The following is a 16,852-nucleotide window of genomic DNA, read 5'->3' on the forward strand; positions in this document are numbered from 1 at the left end:
GGCACTAAATTATACGATCCCGGTAAAAACCCCGCCGAAGATAAACTAAGAGAAAAATTACGCCAAAACTGGAAAAACAAATATAACTACTGATATGCTCTTCACTTTTTTAAACCACCAGTGGACAAGCTTCTGGCGCTCCCATGGTAAGGGAAGTCACATAGCGGTTCAGCTGTTTATGGCTTTTCTTATTCTCTATGTATTGGCCTGTGCCTTTTTTATCGGCATCGCCATGGAAGACTTTATTGAAAAGCTGCTGCCAGACCAGGACGTGATGATGGTTTTTAATGGCTTTATCCTGTATTATTTTGTGGTAGACTTACTCATGCGACTGCAGCTGCAGGAGCTGCCTACACTTGCCGTACAGCCTTACCTGCACCTAAATATCCGCAAAAGAAAGCTGGTTAACTTTTTAAATATCCGCGCTTTATTCTCTGCATTCAACCTGTTGCCCATTTTCATCTTTTTCCCTTTCTGTATCATGCGCATCAGCGAAAAATATGGTGCCGCAGCTGGAGCGATGTTTATGGTATCTATCTTATCCTTAGCCCTGTTTAACAATTACCTGGCACTCTATGTAAAACGTTTGTCGACCGTCAGTGCCCGTTTTGTACTCGTCGGCATGGTGCTCTTGTTCAGCTTTGCTGCCCTGGAGTATTACCAGGTGTTTTCCATTGCAGCAGTGTCTAACATAGTCTTTCAGCAGATAACGCTGCAGCCATGGATAGGCATCGCTTTTCCTGTAATAGCCATACTTGTTTTCAAGCTCAATGCTAATTACCTCTATAATAACTTATACATTGAAGAGCTGAGTACTGGTCAGCAGCCTAAATCTGCCACCGACTATCCCTTTTTAAACCGCTTTGGCGAGGTTGGCACCTTGGCCGCTATGGAAATTAAGCTGATATTAAGAAATAAACGCTCCCGCTCTACGGTTTCCAAAGGGCTGATCTTTATCTTTTATGGCTTACTCTTTTACCGCAAAGAACTGATAGAAAAAGACCAGGTTGCCATGATGCTCTTTGCAGCACTTTTTATGACCGGCAATATGGTGTTGCTTTATGGTCAATTTATGTTTGGCTGGCAGGGTGCAGAATTTGATGGTTTAATGGCCAATAAAACTAATATCAAAACTTTCATCAAGTCAAAATTCCTGCTCTTCACCCTGTCTTCTACAATTTTAACCATCATTGTCAGTCTATACGGCTTCATCAGCTGGAAAATCTTAGTGATACAATTTGCGGCCTATTTCTATAATATCGGTGTGTCTACGGTAATGGTGTTGTATTTTGCCACCAGAAATTATAACTTCATAGACCTCAGTAAAGGCTCCAGCTTTAACTGGCAGGGTGTTGGGGCAACATCTATGTTAATGAGCCTGCCGGTATTGCTGTTCCCCTATTTAATTTACCTACCCTTTGCCTATTATAACAGCCCTTACATGGGGATGGCCGCGATTGGTATTTTGGGCATCATCGGCATCTTTACGCGCAAATTTTGGGTGGATATATTAACAAAGGAGTTTAAAAAAAGAAAATACAAAATAGCCGAAGGCTTTAGAGAACGCTCATAATGGTAGAAATTAACAACTTAAAAAAGATTTATGGCAACCGCACTGTCGTTAACATCGATCAATTAACCATCAACAAAGGCGATACCATTGGTTTGGTAGGCAATAACGGCGCGGGTAAAACCACGCTTTTTAGAATGCTGCTGGACTTAATCAGAGCTGACGATGGTGTAATTTTGTCAGATGGCATTAATGTAGCACAGGATGACCAATGGAAAGAATACACAGCCTCTTTTTTAGATGAGGGTTTTCTGATCGATTATCTCAGTCCTGAAGAGTATTTTGTCTTTGTTGGCAGCTTACACCAGCAGCGTCCATCGCAGGTGATGGAGAACCTCCAACAGTATGGGGAATTTTTCAACGGTGAAATATTAAACAGCGGAAAGTACATCAGGGATTTTTCAAAGGGCAACCAAAATAAAATAGGCATTGCCGCAGCCATGATGCAAAATCCACGATTACTAGTTCTGGATGAGCCCTTTGCCAACCTGGATCCTACAACACAAATCAGGCTTAAAGCTTTGCTTAAAGACTTAAAACATGGGCATCAGGTTACAACACTCATCTCCAGTCATGACTTAAACCATGTCACCGATGTGTGTAACCGCATAATCCTCATGGAAAAGGGCCTGGTCATTAAAGACATCTATACAGACGTAAACACCCTTCCTGAATTAAAGGCTTATTTTTCTGAAACCTGATGTATGGAATAGTATACAATATGACAAAGAAAATTTAGAATCACACCTTAAAAACTAAGTATTATTAATCTTTAGGCACTTTTGTTACATAAATTTAAGGATTGGCATTCGGTTTGCCTGTGGCCTGTTAGAATAAATATAAAAATCAACAAACAGAACATGGTTACTTCAAAATTTAAAATAGCAGCATTTAGTATAGCGTTAGCAATGGGCGCAATGACATTCCAGGGATGTGATAGTTTAACAAAAACACAAAAAGGTGCAGGTATTGGTGCTGCAGCAGGTGGCGTTATTGGTGCTATCATTGGAAAAAAAGCTGGTAACACTGCTGTTGGTGCTATTATTGGTGGTGCGGTTGGTGGTACTGCAGGTGGTTTTATCGGAAAAAGAATGGATAAACAAGCTGCAGAGATCAAAAATGCAATCCCTAGTGCTGAAGTAATCCGTGAAGGTGAAGGTATCATTGTAAAATTTGATAGTGGTATCTTATTTGACTTTGACAGCTCAAACTTAAAAGCAGCAGCTAAAGATAACATACAGACCTTGGCTAATTCATTAAACGAATATCCAGGTACAGATATTAAAATTATTGGTCACACAGATAACACAGGTACAGAAGCTTATAACTTAAGCCTATCACAAAGAAGAGCAGCAGCTGTTAAAGCTTATGCTGTAGCTAAAGGCGTGCCTTCATCTAGGTTAGTAACTATTGGTAAAGGTTTCAGTGAGCCAGTTGCAGACAATACTACTGAGGCTGGTAAAGCGGCTAACCGTCGTGTAGAAATTGTAATTGTGGCTAACGACGAACTTAAAGAACAAGCTAAAACTCAAAGCTAAATAAGAATTTACATCTACCTATAAAAACGAAAACCCGTTGTACTTTGTACTTCGGGTTTTTTATTGTCGTTTTTTTAAGGAAAGCCAAAGGCTTTTATTCGTCCCTGTAGATATCTTCAAAGTAATCTATGGCCAGTGACATCAACAGTAACTCCTGCTGCATCATGGCAAAAGAAGGAACGGGTTTTACCAGTTTCCAGTGCGGCCATCCATCCTGATCTAAGCCTTCTAATTCATAGAAACCCATTTCACTCAATAAACGGCAGGTAGCAATATGCATCAGCTCTTCTTTTTGTCGCTTACTGTATTTGCCTGGTCCCTTGCCCAATTCCTGCACACCGATTAAAAATAAGATGACTTTAAGGTCCGGTACATCGGAATCAAATTCTTTAGCAATCTTCTGCTGTAGAATTTTCCATTTTGCATGGATTTCTGCTGGTTTCATAGAGGCAAAGATACATTTATCGAATATGTATTCCGTATTTTTAGCCTATGGAAAAAGTAATTAAAACTGGCATACTCGCCTATGGCATGTCTGGAAAAGTATTTCATGCACCTTTCCTGGAGGCGCACCCGGGTTTTGAACTGGCCGCAGTAACAGAGCGTCATCATCAAAATGCAGCCCTGGACTACCCTCAAATTAAAAGCTACCCCTCTGTTGAAGACCTGCTCAACGATGAGTCGTTAGCTCTCGTGGTAATCAACACGCCCAATTATACCCATTTTGACTATGCTAAACGTGCCCTTGAAAAAGGTAAACATATCATTGTGGAGAAACCTTTTGCAGCAACAGCTGCTGAAGCACAAATTTTATTTAACCTTGCCAGGGAAAAAGGCAAACAGGTATTTGTTTATCAAAACAGACGCTGGGACAGTGATTTCAAAAGTGTCAGAAAAATATTGGAGCAGGGTGTTTTAGGCCGCCTATCAGAAGTCCATATCAGGTATGACCGTTACCGTCCCGCTATTAGTCCTAAAACCTTTAAGGAGGAGCCTATGGCTGCCAGTGGCATGCAATATGACCTTGGCCCACATTTGCTAGACCAGGCTATCAGTCTTTTCGGCCAGCCCTTAAGCCATCATAAAATATTAAGCAAAGTACGTAAAGACACACAGGTAGATGATTATTTCAGCATCTATTTAGCCTACCCAAATAATGTCAATGTATTTGTACATTCAAACATTTTGGTAGCAGATATACAGCCTGCATTTGTACTGCATGGCGAAAAAGGAAGTTTCATTAAGGGACGTACAGATGTGCAGGAAGCACAGCTTTTAAAAGGCATGAAAGCCCTAGACCCTGGTTATGGGCTGGAAGAGGAAAACAGTGGCGGAATATTGACCCAGGTAGATGAGGAAGGCCATAAAACCAGAACCATTATTCCATCAGAAGAAGGAAGATACATGGACTTGTTTGAGGCCATCTATCGTTCCCTTGTTCATGGTGATGCTTTTCCTGTAAAAGAAGAGCAGGTATTATGGCAGCTTCAAATTTTAGAAGCAGACCATTAATAGCTTATAAACTGCCTAATAAGGCAATGGTAAATTCTGTGGGTACTTCCAGGTGTGGAATGTGCCCACATCCTTCAAATTCAATCAATTTAGCTTTTGGAATTTTTGCCGCAGTTTGTTTACCCAATACTTTGTACTGGCCAAACAGGCTTTGTTGTGCTGCACTCAGCAGGCCTTTGCCCACAATGGTTTTATCTTCTTTACCAATAAAAAGTACAGTAGGCACTTTAAGATTGGCAAATTCATAAACAACAGGTTGTTCATAGATCATGGTATAAGTCATGGCAGCCACCTTTGCCCAGCGTGGAAAGTCGGTACTGTTAGTTACGCCACCAGCCACACTCACCAGAAACTCATATTCAGGTTTCCACATGGTGAAATAAGAGCTTTTATAATAATTACGCGCTGTTTCTGCTGTAGCCTTTAATTCAGTCTGGTACTGCTGTTCAGTGCTTATATAAGGCACAATCTGCCTGTAATCTTCCAGCCCTATAGGGTTTTCTAATAATAATTTTTGTGTAGATTCAGGATAAAGTAAAGCAAAACGAGTAGCAAGCATGCCACCCATAGAATGACCAAGGATATTTACTTTTTCAATACCCAAAGAACTAATCAATGCTTTATTCCAGGCTGCCATCTGGTGAAAACTATAATGGATAAACGCTTTAGACGATTTACCAAAACCAATCTGATCTGGCACAACCACCCGGTAACCACGTTCGGTTAAGGCTTTAATGACATTGGTCCAGTAATAACCACCAAAGTTTTTGCCATGCAGCAATAGCACCGTTTTGCCATTAGCCTTTTGGGTGGGCTCAATATCCATATAGGCCATGCGCAGATCCTGACCTTCGGTTACAATGGGGAAATATTTAACTGGATAAGCATATTTAACATTTTCCAAAGTGATGGAAAGGGTATCTATCTTTTGAGCGTAAGTAGTTACTGTCAATGCCAGGAAAAGCATTAATAGGGAAGAAGTCTTTTTAAACATGTTTATAATTTAACTGAAAAACAATATCGGAGAGTGAAAGTTCTAAATATAAGCCTTTTTAAACTTTAGAAGAAGACAAAAGGAAATCACCTTGCAGGAAAGTGCCTCCTCCCCTACACATAAAACACAACAAGTCAATAAATTACTGAAATAAATACTTATATTAACACACTGATTCCAATTAACCTTTCAACCCTTAAAACAATGAATTCACGCAACATTTTTAGACTATCTTTCCTTAACTTTTGTATCCTGACAGTCATTGGTATGGTCTTGATGCAGTTTGAAAATGACCTGATCATCTCCCGATTGATCTTGATTATTGCCTCTGGACATGTAGCCATTTTTATCCTTACAGCGCTTTATGAAATCTACCAATCCGATAGAATCAACAGCAACGAAAAAATAATGTGGACTGTTGGTTTTATCATCTTCAATATTCTTTGTGGCTTCTTATATTTCTTTTACGGTCAGCCCCGAATAACCAGGCATTATAAAATCCTTCATCACAAAAAATAAAACTTAAGCTTAAACAAAGCATTAGGAGGCTGTATCATTTTTCGATACAGCCTTCTTTTTTATGGAATGAGCGCCCAAAAACAGCCAGGAAAACAATCAATTATTAAAGGTATGAGCTTTCCTAAAGGTAATAGTTACCATAGCGTTCAGAGGGCGTTGGCAGGGCCTTCGTAGGGCCTTCCTATATCGATTGATAACTGAAGGCCCTGCTAATGCCCTTTCAATACCTGCTCACCGATTGGGTAAATATTAGTTGTCGGTAAGGTGCCTAAAAACAGAAAGATCCCGTATCATTCATCATGATACAGGATCTTAAAAAATCAATAACTGACTTTACTGTTTGAGCAGAAAAGGAAGCACAACACCAAAAGTGATATTCCTACCGGGGTTATAAATACCAAAGGCAGGGTTCGTGTCGTCTAAACGACCAGGTTTATACCTGCTTAAGTGGTCGTAATATTTTTTATTGAGCAGGTTTTTACCAGAAACATACAACGATAATTCTTGCTTTTTACTGAGGTTAATGGTCGTACCAATAGACGCACTAAACAGCGTATATCCCTTGGTGCTGGTTTCAAAATCACTCACCCTATTCTGACTGAAATAATTATCCAGTCCGAGGGAAAGGTAAGATTTCTTTGTGCCACCTAGCTCCGGTTCAAAACGAACTTCGTTACGTAAAATAGCGGCTGGTATAAAAGGCAAAGGTTGTTTGGTGGCCCTGTTTGTTGCCCAGGTATAAGAGAAGCTATTTTCAAAGTGTACCAACTCGATGGGGTGGAGCGTTAAAGAGGCTTCCAATCCGCGTAAAAAAGCATTGTTTTGTACAGAACGGAATACGGGATAGTCGTCGATGGTTTCGTTACTTTGCTCATAGAAAATATAATCGTGGATAATGTTCATAAAACCACTCAGACTGGCACTCACGGTACTTGTCTGGTAATCTACGGCGGCATCAAACTGGAAGCTTTGTTCTGGTTTTAAATCAACATTACCAATTTCATAACGGAAAGCCCCCTCATGAACCCCATTAGAGGAAAGTTCAGCAATATTGGGTGCCCTAAAGGCAGAGCCTGCATTAGCTTTTAAACTCAACTGCTCATTAAACTCATGGGTATAACCTATACCACCACTGATGTTTGAAAAATCATTGGAGAAATCGTTAAACACCACTTCCTCTTCAGCAAGGTATTGTTTACCCTTCAGCTGACGGTAATCATACCTTATACCAGCATTAAAGGTGTTTTTATTCCATGTTTTTTTAAGGTATGCAAATGCACCGTAAGCTTGAGAATCAAAATCAGGGATCAGGGCTTCCTCGCCTTTGGTGTTGTTAGCGTGGATAAACTCGCCGCTAAGGCCAAATACCGGCGACCAGCCGTTGCTGTTGGCCAAAGAATATTTAAAGTCGTAGCTGTAGGTATGCATGTCCAGAAATAATTCTGGAGCAACATCAGCTTCTTCCAACTCACGACGCTGGTTACGTTGATAGCCTAAAATTGTTTTCAAGCTGCCATTGCTCAACAACAGGTTACTGTTAAAGGCAATTTTCTGGTGGCGTACATCCTGTTGAGGAAAGCTCAGGTCGCGGCTTTTATACTGTTCTTTTGTAAATGTTTGTCCATCTTCATCTACAAATTCGCCGGCATCATTTAAATCAGGCTCATAAAAGCCAATGTTGTTCCTAAAGCTGGAGAAATCTAAGTGTGCATAACCCCAGGATTTATTGAGGCCAATTTGTCCGTTAAAAGAGGTTTCATTGAAGCCAGAGTTGGGCACATAACCTACAGGAGTTTGAAAAGAATGTGCATTTTTATAAGAACCACGGGCACGGTAAATAAAGCCATTTTCATTGCCCTGAAACATTAAGGAGCTGCCGCTTAAACCACTGTTAGTGGCATAATTGGTTAAAAACTCCCCTTCCAGGGTTCCTACAGGTGCAGGCAGGGCATCTAAAATATTAATAACCCCACCAAGGGCATCGGAGCCATAAAGTAAACTTGCCGGCCCACGTAGAATTTCTACCCGCGCAGCACTGTACTGGTCTATTTCTATGCCATGTTCTTCGCCCCACTGTTGTCCTTGTTGTTTAACACCATTATTCAGCGTCAACACCCTATTAGCGCTTAATCCCCTGATTACAGGTTTTGAAATGGCATTACCAGTGGTAATTTGAGAAACTCCGGGAACCCTTGAAATGGCATCCATCAAATTTGTAGATGGATGTGCCAATAAATCTGCCCTGCTTAAACTGGCAATGGAAGTGCTGTTCCTGCGACTGTCACTGCTGTTGGCAATGCCGGTAATAACCACTTCGCGACCTTCAATTACACTAGGTTTGAGGGCAAAAACAGTGGTGTGGAGTTCTTTAAAGTTAACCAGCTGACTGCTGGTTTCGTAACCTACATACCTGATCTGCACAAGAAAACTTCCGTTTTCAGGAACATTTTTAAGCACAAACTCACCATTAGCATCGGTAACGGCAGAAACACGAAGGTCGGCAATGGTGATGACAGCTCCTGGAAGTGCTTCCTGTGTGGTGGCATCAATAACTTTTCCTTTAAATTGTATCAGTACGGCAGCATAACTGTGTACAGCAAATAACAGCAATAGCACTGCTATGGTGAAATGTATCTTTTTCATCAGTAATTGATTGTATATATAGTGATGAAACCATTATAAAAATAGCCACAGCGGTATTTTACACGCTGGGTGATTATGGTTTCTTTAGGGAATAATTTGGAAGAATGGTTTTAGCAATGTGCTGATGGAGGACCACGCAGGAAGGTGCCAAAAAGGGCAATATAACAAGTGCTGAGTACAGGAGCTTCTCTAATAAAGGATTTTACAGATAGGAAAACCTGGAAAGTAGCTGTAGTACTGATGTAATTTTTCTCGAAATGAGCAGCACAAACCAAACAGGTGTCGGTATGGCTGTCAAGGTGAAGTTTGTGGGTACAAACTTTTTCCTTTACCGGATGGTAAGTTACCTCCGGGTGATGATGAAGCGCACTCCAGGGTGTCAATGCAATGGAAAATACCAGGAGCAAGGCAGCCGCTAAGAATTGTTGAATATGTTTACGCTTGTTTTTCAATATGCACAAAAGTACTCAATTGTAAAGAAAATTTAGTATATATTAGCGTAACAATGCTTTTATAAAAATAAACAAGCACAGAAAAGACTTGTCTGCAGCAGGTAAATTAACCTATTTAAACAAATATTATGTTTAGGAAATTGAAAATATCTATAAACATTATTTAACTTTGTATATTCACATTTTCAAAATATAAATACTTTGGCAACAGGCTCTAAATCATGTAAGAACATCCTTGTAATTGAAGATAACCACGCTATTTTAGATGTGATAACTTTAATTCTGCAAAGTGAATCATATAAAGTAACCGGGCTCGGTAAAAGTGAAAATATGTTAGCCCATTTAGACGCACTTAAACCTGATCTACTTATTTTGGACATTATGCTTCCAGATGCTGATGGCAGGGTTTTGCTACAGCAACTGCGCAGTGATGAAAAGACAAGTGATATTCCTGTATTGATGATTTCTGCCCGCTATACCGAAGCAAATATTCAACATGGCGAGATTAAACCAAATGGCTTTTTAGCTAAACCTTTTGATATTGATGACCTGCTGGATAAAATTGAAGGCATTCTAGCTGGCCATACCTATTGCTAATGGCTAAGCGCCCTTGCTTTTCAGGCTTTGCATCAATTGGCTATATAAATCATCCTCAGTAGCCGTTCTTGGCTTAAGCTTTTTAACTGTCGCCCTTTTTCCTTTTGCTTTTGCTTTAATGATCTTCAACAGCTCATTGGTATATTCATCTTTGAAGCTGGAGATATCAAAAGGGGAAGAATACTGTTTAATCAGCGCCATGCCCACATCTAATTCTTTCTTACTAATGGTATCCAGTGCGGGCACTTTGATGACTTCAGCAGAGCGGATTTCCTCCTGAAAGCGGATCTTGGTAACGGTAATCACTTCATCAAGGGGGTGAATAACGCAGAGATTTTCTGTACTGCGCAGCACAAAACGGCCAACGCCAGCTTTTTTTGATTGTATGAGCGCTTTGAGCAATAAAGCATAGGCCTTTTTACCCTGCGTTTCTGGCTCTGCATAATAGGAGGTTTCATAATAGATGGGGTTGATCTCCTGGATGTCTACAAAGTTCTCCAGCTCTATCATTTTGGTTTTCTCCGGACTGGCGTCAGCAAAATCCTGCTCATCCAGAATGACATAGTTGTCGTTAAGCAAATAGCCCCTTACAATTTTATCAAATGGAACTTCCTTGCGGGTGCTTTCATTGATCCGCTGAAATTTAATCCTGGAGTGATCTTTTTGGTCCAGCATATCCAGGTCAAGGTTACTTTTTTGTACTGCGGAGTAAAGCTTGATAGGGATATTGACTAAACCAAAACCGATTGAACCTTTCCAAATTGACCTCATTATATGCTTATTTTTGGTAAACAACACCGGGAGCAACAGAATTGTTTTTATGGAACACAGTCACGAGCCCTAACCAAGGCAATAAATCAAGCATCGGTATAACGCCTTTGACTTCATCAAACAAAATAACACGAATGAATATTAATTAGTAAATTAGTTATATGAAAAAGATTTTATTATTTGCCCTCACCCTATTGACCACCATGACTTATGCTCAGCTCAAACCCGTGTTGTATGCTGATGGTGATCAGAAACTCCATGGATTTTCCATTGCTCCTGCCAAAGGCAGTAAAGGCGGCGTACTTATTTTACCCGCCTGGAAAGGCATAGATGAACATTCTAAAACTGTTGCCAAAGATTTAGCGGCACTGGGCTATAATGCTTTCATTGCTGATATTTATGGAGAAGGGAAATATCCGGCCGACAATAAAGCTGCTGGAGAAATTGCAGGCTATTATAAAGCTAACTTTAAAAGTTACCAGCAAAGAATTAAGCTGGCATTAACCCAATTGATTAAAGCTGGTGCCGACCCAAATAAAATTGTAGTTATTGGTTATTGCTTTGGAGGTACTGGTGCTTTAGAAGCCGCACGGGCAAACATGCCAGTGAAAGGAGTAGTTTCTTTTCATGGCGGCCTAAATAAAGAGGCTTCAAGACCAGCAGTGCAGCTTACGCCAAAGGTATTGGTATTGCATGGTGCTGACGACCCTTCTGTTCCTCAAGAACAGGTTATGGCTTTTCAAAAAGAAATGAGAGACAGCAAAGCCGATTGGCAAATGATTTATTATGCCAATGCGGTGCATGCTTTTACAGAAAAGTCTGCAGGAAATGATAATTCAAAAGGCGCTGCCTATAATGAATTAGCCGATAAAAGATCCTGGAGACATTTCTTATTGTTTCTTGATGAAGTACTATAAGGCTTTAGGCTTGTAAACGCGTAGTGATTTCTTCCAGTGTGAGTTTTTCCTGGTTTCCGGTATGCATATCCTTTAGGGTAAGCAGGCCGCTTTGCATTTCATCACTACCAATCAAGATGACGAAAGGTATATTTTTAGCATCGGCATAAGCCATCTGTTTTTTCAGTTTTGCCGCCGCCGGGTAAAGTTCAGTCACTACAGCTGCTTGTCGCAATTGCTTCAATATAGGCAAAGCATATTTTTCCGCGTCCTGATCAAAGTTACTGATCAGCACTTTTGTGCCCGCTATAGCATCAGTAGGAAACAGGTTTAACTCTTCCAGCACATCGTAAATACGGTCTGCACCAAAAGAAATACCCACCCCAGTAAGGCCTTTTAAACCAAACATGCCAGTTAAATCATCGTAACGGCCACCACCACCGATACTACCCATGGCTGCTTCATTGGTTTTAACCTCATAAATACAGCCTGTATAGTAATTTAATCCCCTGGCAAGGGTAATATCTAACTCAAGGTTAAGAGTTGCTGTATCGGCGCTAATTAAGGCTTTTATGTAATCGAAAACAACTTCTATTTCTGCTATTCCTTTTAAGCCGGTTTCAGAACTGGCAAGAACCTCTTTTAAACGTGCTAGTTTTATGTCGTTACTGCCTTCTAATAAAATTACAGGCTTCAATACTTCTACATCAGCTTCAGTAAAACCACGTTCAATCAGTTCTTTGGTTACACCATCAAAGCCAATTTTATCAAGCTTATCAATAGCAACCGTCATGTCTACAATTAACTCTGGTTTACCGATGATCTCTGCAATACCAGAAAGGATTTTACGGTTATTAATTTTAATGGTGAAGTCTTTTAAACCCAGATTGCTTAGCGCTTCCTGGTACATGAGGGCAAATTCTGCTTCGTTCAATAAACTTTCTGAACCAACAACATCAGCATCACACTGGTAAAATTCGCGGTAACGGCCTTTTTGCGGACGATCGGCACGCCATACCGGTTGAATCTGGAAACGTTTAAAAGGCAATGCAATGTCGTTTTGATGCATCACTACGTAACGCGCAAACGGAACAGTAAGGTCATAACGTAAAGCCTTTTCACTTACTGAAGAAGTGATGGCGTTAGAATTTTTAGCGTTTAACAGCTCAGGATCCACTTTAGAAAGGAAATCTCCGCTGTTTAGAATTTTAAAGATCAGCTTGTCACCTTCATCTCCATATTTTCCGGTCAGGGTAGAAAGGTTCTCCATAGATGGGGTTTGAATTTCTGCGTAGCCATATTTCTTAAATACCTTTTTAATGGTATCGAAAATATAATTTCGTTTGATCATTTCCTGTGGAGAGAAGTCCCTTGTACCTTTTACGAGTGATGGTTTGATGTTTGACATAGCGGCAAAAGTACAAAAAGTAAAAGGCATAAAAAAAGCTGCCGAGGCAGCTTTTCTATATTTTAAACCAATAACCTGACAGGTTCTTCGAGAAGGGCCTTGAAGGTTTGCAAGAATGCAGAACCTGTAGCACCATCTACTGCCCTGTGATCGCAACTTAAGGTAACTTTCATGACATTACCAGGAACCACGGCACCGTTTTTAACAACAGGTACTTGTGATATACCGCCGATTGCTAAAATACAAGCATCAGGTGGGTTGATAATGGCCGTAAATTCGTCAATGCCGAACATTCCTAAGTTGGAAATGGTAAAGGTAGAACCTTCCCAATCCGAAGGCTGTAGTTTTTTAGCTTTTGCACGTTGTGCAAAGTCTTTTACTTCAGCAGAGATATGAGATAATGATTTTCCGTCGGCAAAACGCACAACAGGAACCAATAATCCATCTTCAACAGCTACAGCTACGCCAATGTTTACATGCTCATTGTAACGTATTTTATCGCCTAACCACGAAGAGTTCACATTTGGATGTTGTTTCAAAGCAATTGCAGCTGCTTTTAACACCATATCATTGAAAGATATTTTAACCGGTGCATATTCATTAATTTTTTTTCGGGCAGCAATAGCGCCGTCCATATCAATGCTCATGGTTAAATAGAAGTGTGGTGCAGTAAACAAGCTTTCCGCTAAACGTTTGGCAATAACCTTACGCATTTGGGTAACAGGTTTCTCTGTAAATTTCTCTACACCAATATATTGAGGTATTTGTGCTGCCGGTTTTTCTGCTGCTGCTGCAGGAGCCGAAGCTGCCGTTGCAACTGGGGCCGCTGCTGGTTTGAAGTTCTCAATATCTTTTTTGATAATTCTTCCACCATCAGCACTGCCTGCCACCTGTGCAAGATCAATACCTTTTTCTTTTGCTATTCTTTTCGCTAATGGAGAAGCTTTCACTCTACCACCATCTGCCGAAAGGGCTTCTTTTTCTGCTGCAGGAGCTGCGGCAGCATTTTCTTCAGCAACAGGAGCCGCTGTATTTTGAGCCGGTGCAGCTGCAGCAGGTACATCGCCCTGGCTCAAGATGCCACTGATATCAGTGCCTTCCGGACCAACAATAGCAATAATGCCATTTACTTTTGCAGCCTGACCTTTTTCAACACCAATATGTAATAAAGTACCTTCAGCATAACCCATTACTTCCATTGTAGCCTTATCGGTTTCAACATCAGCAAGAATATCATCTTCTTTAACTTTATCACCTACTTTTTTATGCCATTCAGCAATAACGCCTTCAGTCATGGTATCACTTAACAAAGGCATACGTACTACGGTAACGCCTAATTTCTCTAAGTCAGCAGCTGAGGATGCCGAAGCAGCTGCAGGAGTACTTTCCGCTGGGGTAGCTGCAGTATCTTTTTGATCTGCAGGAGTAGCAGGTGCAGCAGTAGTATTTTCAGCCTCAAGCAATGCTTTATAATCTTCACCTTCTTTACCAACAACGGCAATAACAGCATCAATTGGTACAGCTTTACCTTCTTCTACACCAATGTATAGCACAGTAGCATCCCAATATGATTCTAAGTCCATGGTTGCCTTATCGGTTTCCACTTCGGCCATTACATCGCCGCTTTTAATTTTATCGCCAACTTTAACATGCCACTTTGCCATTACCCCTTCGGTCATGGTATCGCTCATTTTGGGCATTCTAACTACTTCAGCCATTCTATAATATCAATGAAATATGTTGAAAATTAATCTTGTACGTATGGGTAATCTTGCTGTACATATACATCTTTGTATAATTCAGACTCATCAGGGAAAGGAGATTCTTCAGCAAATTTTACTGATTCATCAACAATCTGTTTGATTTTAGCTTCAATTTCTTCAATCCAGGCCTGATCAGCATATTTTTCTGTCAAAATAACTTCTCTAACTTGTTCAATTGGATCTTTAGCTTTATATGATTCTAATTCGTCTTTAGTACGGTATTTTGCAGGATCGGACATGGAATGACCACGGTAGCGGTAAGTACGCATTTCAAGGAAGGTTGGACCTTCGCCGTTACGTGCTCTTTGTGCTGCTTCATCCATTGCATTGTGAACAGCAACAGGGTCCATGCCGTCAACAGGTGAGCAAGGCATATCAAAGCCTAAACCAATTTTATAGAGCTCAGTCATGTTAGTGGTACGTTCTACAGAAGTTCCCATGGCATAACCGTTGTTCTCACAAACAAAGATGACAGGAAGTTTCCAGAGCATAGCCATGTTGAATGCTTCGTTTAAAGCACCCTGACGAACAGCTCCGTCACCCATGTAACAAACATTTAAATTTTTAGTGCCTTTATATTTTTCGGCAAAGGCAATGCCTGCACCCAATGGAATTTGACCACCTACAATACCGTGACCGCCATAAAAGTTAAATTCTTTGCTAAACATGTGCATAGAACCACCTTTACCTTTGGAACAACCAGTAATTTTACCATACATCTCAGCCATGATCGCATTAGCGCTAACCCCTTTTGCTAAAGCATGAGCATGATCGCGGTAAGTAGTAATCATAGAATCTTCAGGTTCTAATGCGGAAATTGCGCCGGCAACTACGGCCTCCTGACCAATATAAAGGTGACAAAAACCGCGGATTTTTTGCTGACCGTAAAGCTGACCAGTTTTCTCTTCGAATTTGCGCATTAGCAACATCGACTCAAACCACTTCAAATAGGTATCTTTATTAATTTCTTTTGCACTCATTTTGGGTGTTGATTTTTTTACGAGAGCAAATCTACTTTTTTATTGCAATATATCGAAGGATTAGATTGTAAAATACACACTGCTATTATACAAAGTGTTAATAACTTTAATTTTTGTTACCAATCTATTTGGATAGCATTTCTAAATTAACTAGTTTTGAAAACCTGACAATAAGCCCTTGTGGTGTACGTTTAAGTGCAAGTGCAGTTTTACCCAAACTTAACAGTATAACATGATTAAAAAATTTTTGTTTTCTACGCTAATTGTACTTTGTACAACAATAGCCGTCTTTGCTCAATCAAAGTCAAAAGAATCCAATAAATTAGAAGACCCAGACAACCTGGCGTCACAGTATTTTTCTCAAGTAATGGGCGTTGCCGTAGATGCAACATCGAATATCAAGCTTTATAAATTCATTTATGAATGGATAGGTACCCCTTACCGCTTCGGTGGAAATACCCAAAAAGGCATTGACTGTTCTGCATTCACAAAAGCGATATACGACAAAGTTTTCAACACTACAATCTTAAGAAACTCCCGCGATATCTTCAGCATGGTTAATCCCCTTCCTAAAGATGAACTTAAAGAAGGTGATCTTGTGTTTTTCAAAATCAAAAGCAAAAGCATTACTCATATTGGTATTTACTTAGGTGACGATCGTTTTGCACATGCTTCTTCTTCTCGCGGTGTGGTGATCAGCAATTTAAACGAACCTTACTATTCCAGATATTTTTATAAAGGCGGCCGTATTCTGGATGCAGTTAGCAAGAACTTAATAGAAGAGTAAAAAATACTTTTTATATAAACCTCCTAAAGATTTTAGGAGGTTTTTTTGTGCCTTAAATTTTCTGTTACCAGGAAAATTACCATTTCCCTCTTCAGTTAATTCCTGATGTTATAAGCTTCATAACATTAATGAAAAAGCCTGTTGACAACTAAGCTTCGTCTTTTGTGTTTCTTACTAGTCCAATTCCCGATACGAAGAACAAGATGCCAATGATGGCCACAACAACCAGTTCGCGAGTTTGAATACTATGGTTTACAAAACCAATTCCGCCCCAGATTAGTCCGATAATTCCTAACACAGTTAAAATAGTCCCGAAAGTACGTTTTACATTCATAAGTAGATTTGTTTATATATGCCAACAAATGCAATATCTGTGCCGCTAATTTTATTTTCGGTGGAGTGAATATGAAGCATCCCATACC

Annotated in this window: 16 protein-coding genes; 8 read left to right on the top strand and 8 right to left on the bottom strand. The window is 40.1% G+C overall.

Going from position 1 to position 16,852, the window contains the following annotated elements:
- Positions 1-94 precede the first annotated feature (94 nt).
- The 3 genes from ACR2F7_RS15480 to ACR2F7_RS15490 all read left to right on the top strand — a co-directional run bounded on the left by ACR2F7_RS15480 (position 95) and on the right by ACR2F7_RS15490 (position 3,108).
- Complete coding sequence (locus tag ACR2F7_RS15480) at positions 95-1,573, top strand: DUF5687 family protein (RefSeq protein ID WP_432714448.1); 1,479 nt, start codon at positions 95-97, stop codon at positions 1,571-1,573.
- On the top strand, positions 1,573-2,271 hold the full coding sequence (locus ACR2F7_RS15485) for an ABC transporter ATP-binding protein (RefSeq protein WP_432714449.1): 699 nt from the start codon (positions 1,573-1,575) through the stop codon (positions 2,269-2,271). The genes ACR2F7_RS15480 and ACR2F7_RS15485 overlap by 1 nt, the downstream gene beginning before the upstream one ends.
- Before the next feature lie 159 nt (positions 2,272-2,430).
- Positions 2,431-3,108 carry an OmpA family protein gene (locus tag ACR2F7_RS15490; RefSeq protein WP_432714450.1) on the top strand — a complete coding sequence of 226 codons (678 nt, stop codon included), beginning with the start codon at positions 2,431-2,433 and terminating at the stop codon, positions 3,106-3,108.
- Positions 3,109-3,202: 94 nt separating this feature from the next.
- On the opposite strand, the gene ACR2F7_RS15495 is transcribed toward ACR2F7_RS15490, so the two are convergent.
- Complete coding sequence (locus ACR2F7_RS15495; protein ID WP_432714451.1) at positions 3,203-3,553, bottom strand: hypothetical protein; 351 nt, start codon at positions 3,551-3,553, stop codon at positions 3,203-3,205.
- Between the two features lie 47 nt (positions 3,554-3,600).
- Between ACR2F7_RS15495 and ACR2F7_RS15500 the strand changes: the two genes are divergently transcribed.
- Entirely contained in the window at positions 3,601-4,620 is a 1,020-nt protein-coding gene (locus ACR2F7_RS15500) for a Gfo/Idh/MocA family oxidoreductase (protein WP_432714452.1), read from the top strand.
- A 4-nt stretch (positions 4,621-4,624) separates the two neighbouring features.
- Here the strand turns inward: ACR2F7_RS15500 and ACR2F7_RS15505 are convergent, their stop codons facing one another.
- Positions 4,625-5,614 (bottom strand): alpha/beta fold hydrolase, encoded by a 990-nt coding sequence (locus ACR2F7_RS15505; RefSeq protein WP_432714453.1) that lies wholly within the window; start codon positions 5,612-5,614, stop codon positions 4,625-4,627.
- 204 nt (positions 5,615-5,818) lie between these two features.
- On the opposite strand from ACR2F7_RS15505, the gene ACR2F7_RS15510 reads away from it, so the two are divergent.
- The gene (locus ACR2F7_RS15510; protein ID WP_432714454.1) at positions 5,819-6,133 is read left to right on the top strand and encodes a PLDc N-terminal domain-containing protein; all 315 of its coding nucleotides are present in this window, start codon (positions 5,819-5,821) and stop codon (positions 6,131-6,133) included.
- A gap of 333 nt (positions 6,134-6,466) precedes the next feature.
- Here the strand turns inward: ACR2F7_RS15510 and ACR2F7_RS15515 are convergent, their stop codons facing one another.
- Positions 6,467-8,776, bottom strand: a complete 2,310-nt coding sequence (locus ACR2F7_RS15515; RefSeq protein WP_432714455.1) for a TonB-dependent receptor — start codon at positions 8,774-8,776, stop codon at positions 6,467-6,469.
- A 110-nt stretch (positions 8,777-8,886) separates the two neighbouring features.
- On the bottom strand, positions 8,887-9,228 hold the full coding sequence (locus tag ACR2F7_RS15520) for a hypothetical protein (protein WP_432714456.1): 342 nt from the start codon (positions 9,226-9,228) through the stop codon (positions 8,887-8,889).
- 201 nt (positions 9,229-9,429) lie between these two features.
- On the opposite strand from ACR2F7_RS15520, the gene ACR2F7_RS15525 reads away from it, so the two are divergent.
- Positions 9,430-9,825, top strand: a complete 396-nt coding sequence (locus tag ACR2F7_RS15525; RefSeq protein ID WP_432714457.1) for a response regulator transcription factor — start codon at positions 9,430-9,432, stop codon at positions 9,823-9,825.
- A gap of 3 nt (positions 9,826-9,828) precedes the next feature.
- On the opposite strand, the gene ACR2F7_RS15530 is transcribed toward ACR2F7_RS15525, so the two are convergent.
- Positions 9,829-10,596: a Ku protein gene (locus tag ACR2F7_RS15530; protein WP_432714458.1), complete on the bottom strand. Its 768-nt coding sequence runs from the start codon at positions 10,594-10,596 to the stop codon at positions 9,829-9,831.
- Between the two features lie 161 nt (positions 10,597-10,757).
- Here ACR2F7_RS15530 and ACR2F7_RS15535 point away from each other — a divergent pair, with 161 nt between their 5' ends.
- Entirely contained in the window at positions 10,758-11,513 is a 756-nt protein-coding gene (locus tag ACR2F7_RS15535; protein WP_432714459.1) for a dienelactone hydrolase family protein, read from the top strand.
- A 4-nt stretch (positions 11,514-11,517) separates the two neighbouring features.
- On the opposite strand, the gene hisS is transcribed toward ACR2F7_RS15535, so the two are convergent.
- The 3 genes from hisS to pdhA all read right to left on the bottom strand — a co-directional run bounded on the left by hisS (position 11,518) and on the right by pdhA (position 15,643).
- Positions 11,518-12,900, bottom strand: coding sequence for a histidine--tRNA ligase (gene hisS / locus ACR2F7_RS15540; RefSeq protein ID WP_432714460.1), 1,383 nt, complete (start codon positions 12,898-12,900; stop codon positions 11,518-11,520).
- A 62-nt stretch (positions 12,901-12,962) separates the two neighbouring features.
- Positions 12,963-14,618: a pyruvate dehydrogenase complex dihydrolipoamide acetyltransferase gene (locus ACR2F7_RS15545; RefSeq protein ID WP_432714461.1), complete on the bottom strand. Its 1,656-nt coding sequence runs from the start codon at positions 14,616-14,618 to the stop codon at positions 12,963-12,965.
- Between the two features lie 29 nt (positions 14,619-14,647).
- On the bottom strand, positions 14,648-15,643 hold the full coding sequence (pdhA, locus tag ACR2F7_RS15550; protein ID WP_432714462.1) for a pyruvate dehydrogenase (acetyl-transferring) E1 component subunit alpha: 996 nt from the start codon (positions 15,641-15,643) through the stop codon (positions 14,648-14,650).
- Between the two features lie 232 nt (positions 15,644-15,875).
- On the opposite strand from pdhA, the gene ACR2F7_RS15555 reads away from it, so the two are divergent.
- Positions 15,876-16,430 (top strand): C40 family peptidase, encoded by a 555-nt coding sequence (locus tag ACR2F7_RS15555; RefSeq protein ID WP_432714463.1) that lies wholly within the window; start codon positions 15,876-15,878, stop codon positions 16,428-16,430.
- The last annotated feature ends 422 nt before the right edge of the window (positions 16,431-16,852 follow it).

The organism is Pedobacter sp., assembly GCF_045628745.1.
In the GTDB taxonomy this organism is placed as follows: domain Bacteria; phylum Bacteroidota; class Bacteroidia; order Sphingobacteriales; family Sphingobacteriaceae; genus Pedobacter.

Excerpts from the sequence above, each read along its gene's own strand:
- ACR2F7_RS15480 (WP_432714448.1), top strand. The coding sequence starts at position 95 with ATGCTCTTCACTTTTTTAAACCACCAGTGGACAAGCTTCTGGCGCTCC.
- pdhA (WP_432714462.1), bottom strand. The coding sequence starts at position 15,643 with ATGAGTGCAAAAGAAATTAATAAAGATACCTATTTGAAGTGGTTTGAG.
- ACR2F7_RS15505 (WP_432714453.1), bottom strand. The coding sequence starts at position 5,614 with ATGTTTAAAAAGACTTCTTCCCTATTAATGCTTTTCCTGGCATTGACA.
- ACR2F7_RS15490 (WP_432714450.1), top strand. The coding sequence starts at position 2,431 with ATGGTTACTTCAAAATTTAAAATAGCAGCATTTAGTATAGCGTTAGCA.
- hisS (WP_432714460.1), bottom strand. The coding sequence starts at position 12,900 with ATGTCAAACATCAAACCATCACTCGTAAAAGGTACAAGGGACTTCTCT.
- ACR2F7_RS15510 (WP_432714454.1), top strand. The coding sequence starts at position 5,819 with ATGAATTCACGCAACATTTTTAGACTATCTTTCCTTAACTTTTGTATC.
- ACR2F7_RS15555 (WP_432714463.1), top strand. The coding sequence starts at position 15,876 with ATGATTAAAAAATTTTTGTTTTCTACGCTAATTGTACTTTGTACAACA.
- ACR2F7_RS15535 (WP_432714459.1), top strand. The coding sequence starts at position 10,758 with ATGAAAAAGATTTTATTATTTGCCCTCACCCTATTGACCACCATGACT.
- ACR2F7_RS15485 (WP_432714449.1), top strand. The coding sequence starts at position 1,573 with ATGGTAGAAATTAACAACTTAAAAAAGATTTATGGCAACCGCACTGTC.
- ACR2F7_RS15515 (WP_432714455.1), bottom strand. The coding sequence starts at position 8,776 with ATGAAAAAGATACATTTCACCATAGCAGTGCTATTGCTGTTATTTGCT.
- ACR2F7_RS15500 (WP_432714452.1), top strand. The coding sequence starts at position 3,601 with ATGGAAAAAGTAATTAAAACTGGCATACTCGCCTATGGCATGTCTGGA.
- ACR2F7_RS15495 (WP_432714451.1), bottom strand. The coding sequence starts at position 3,553 with ATGAAACCAGCAGAAATCCATGCAAAATGGAAAATTCTACAGCAGAAG.
- ACR2F7_RS15545 (WP_432714461.1), bottom strand. The coding sequence starts at position 14,618 with ATGGCTGAAGTAGTTAGAATGCCCAAAATGAGCGATACCATGACCGAA.
- ACR2F7_RS15530 (WP_432714458.1), bottom strand. The coding sequence starts at position 10,596 with ATGAGGTCAATTTGGAAAGGTTCAATCGGTTTTGGTTTAGTCAATATC.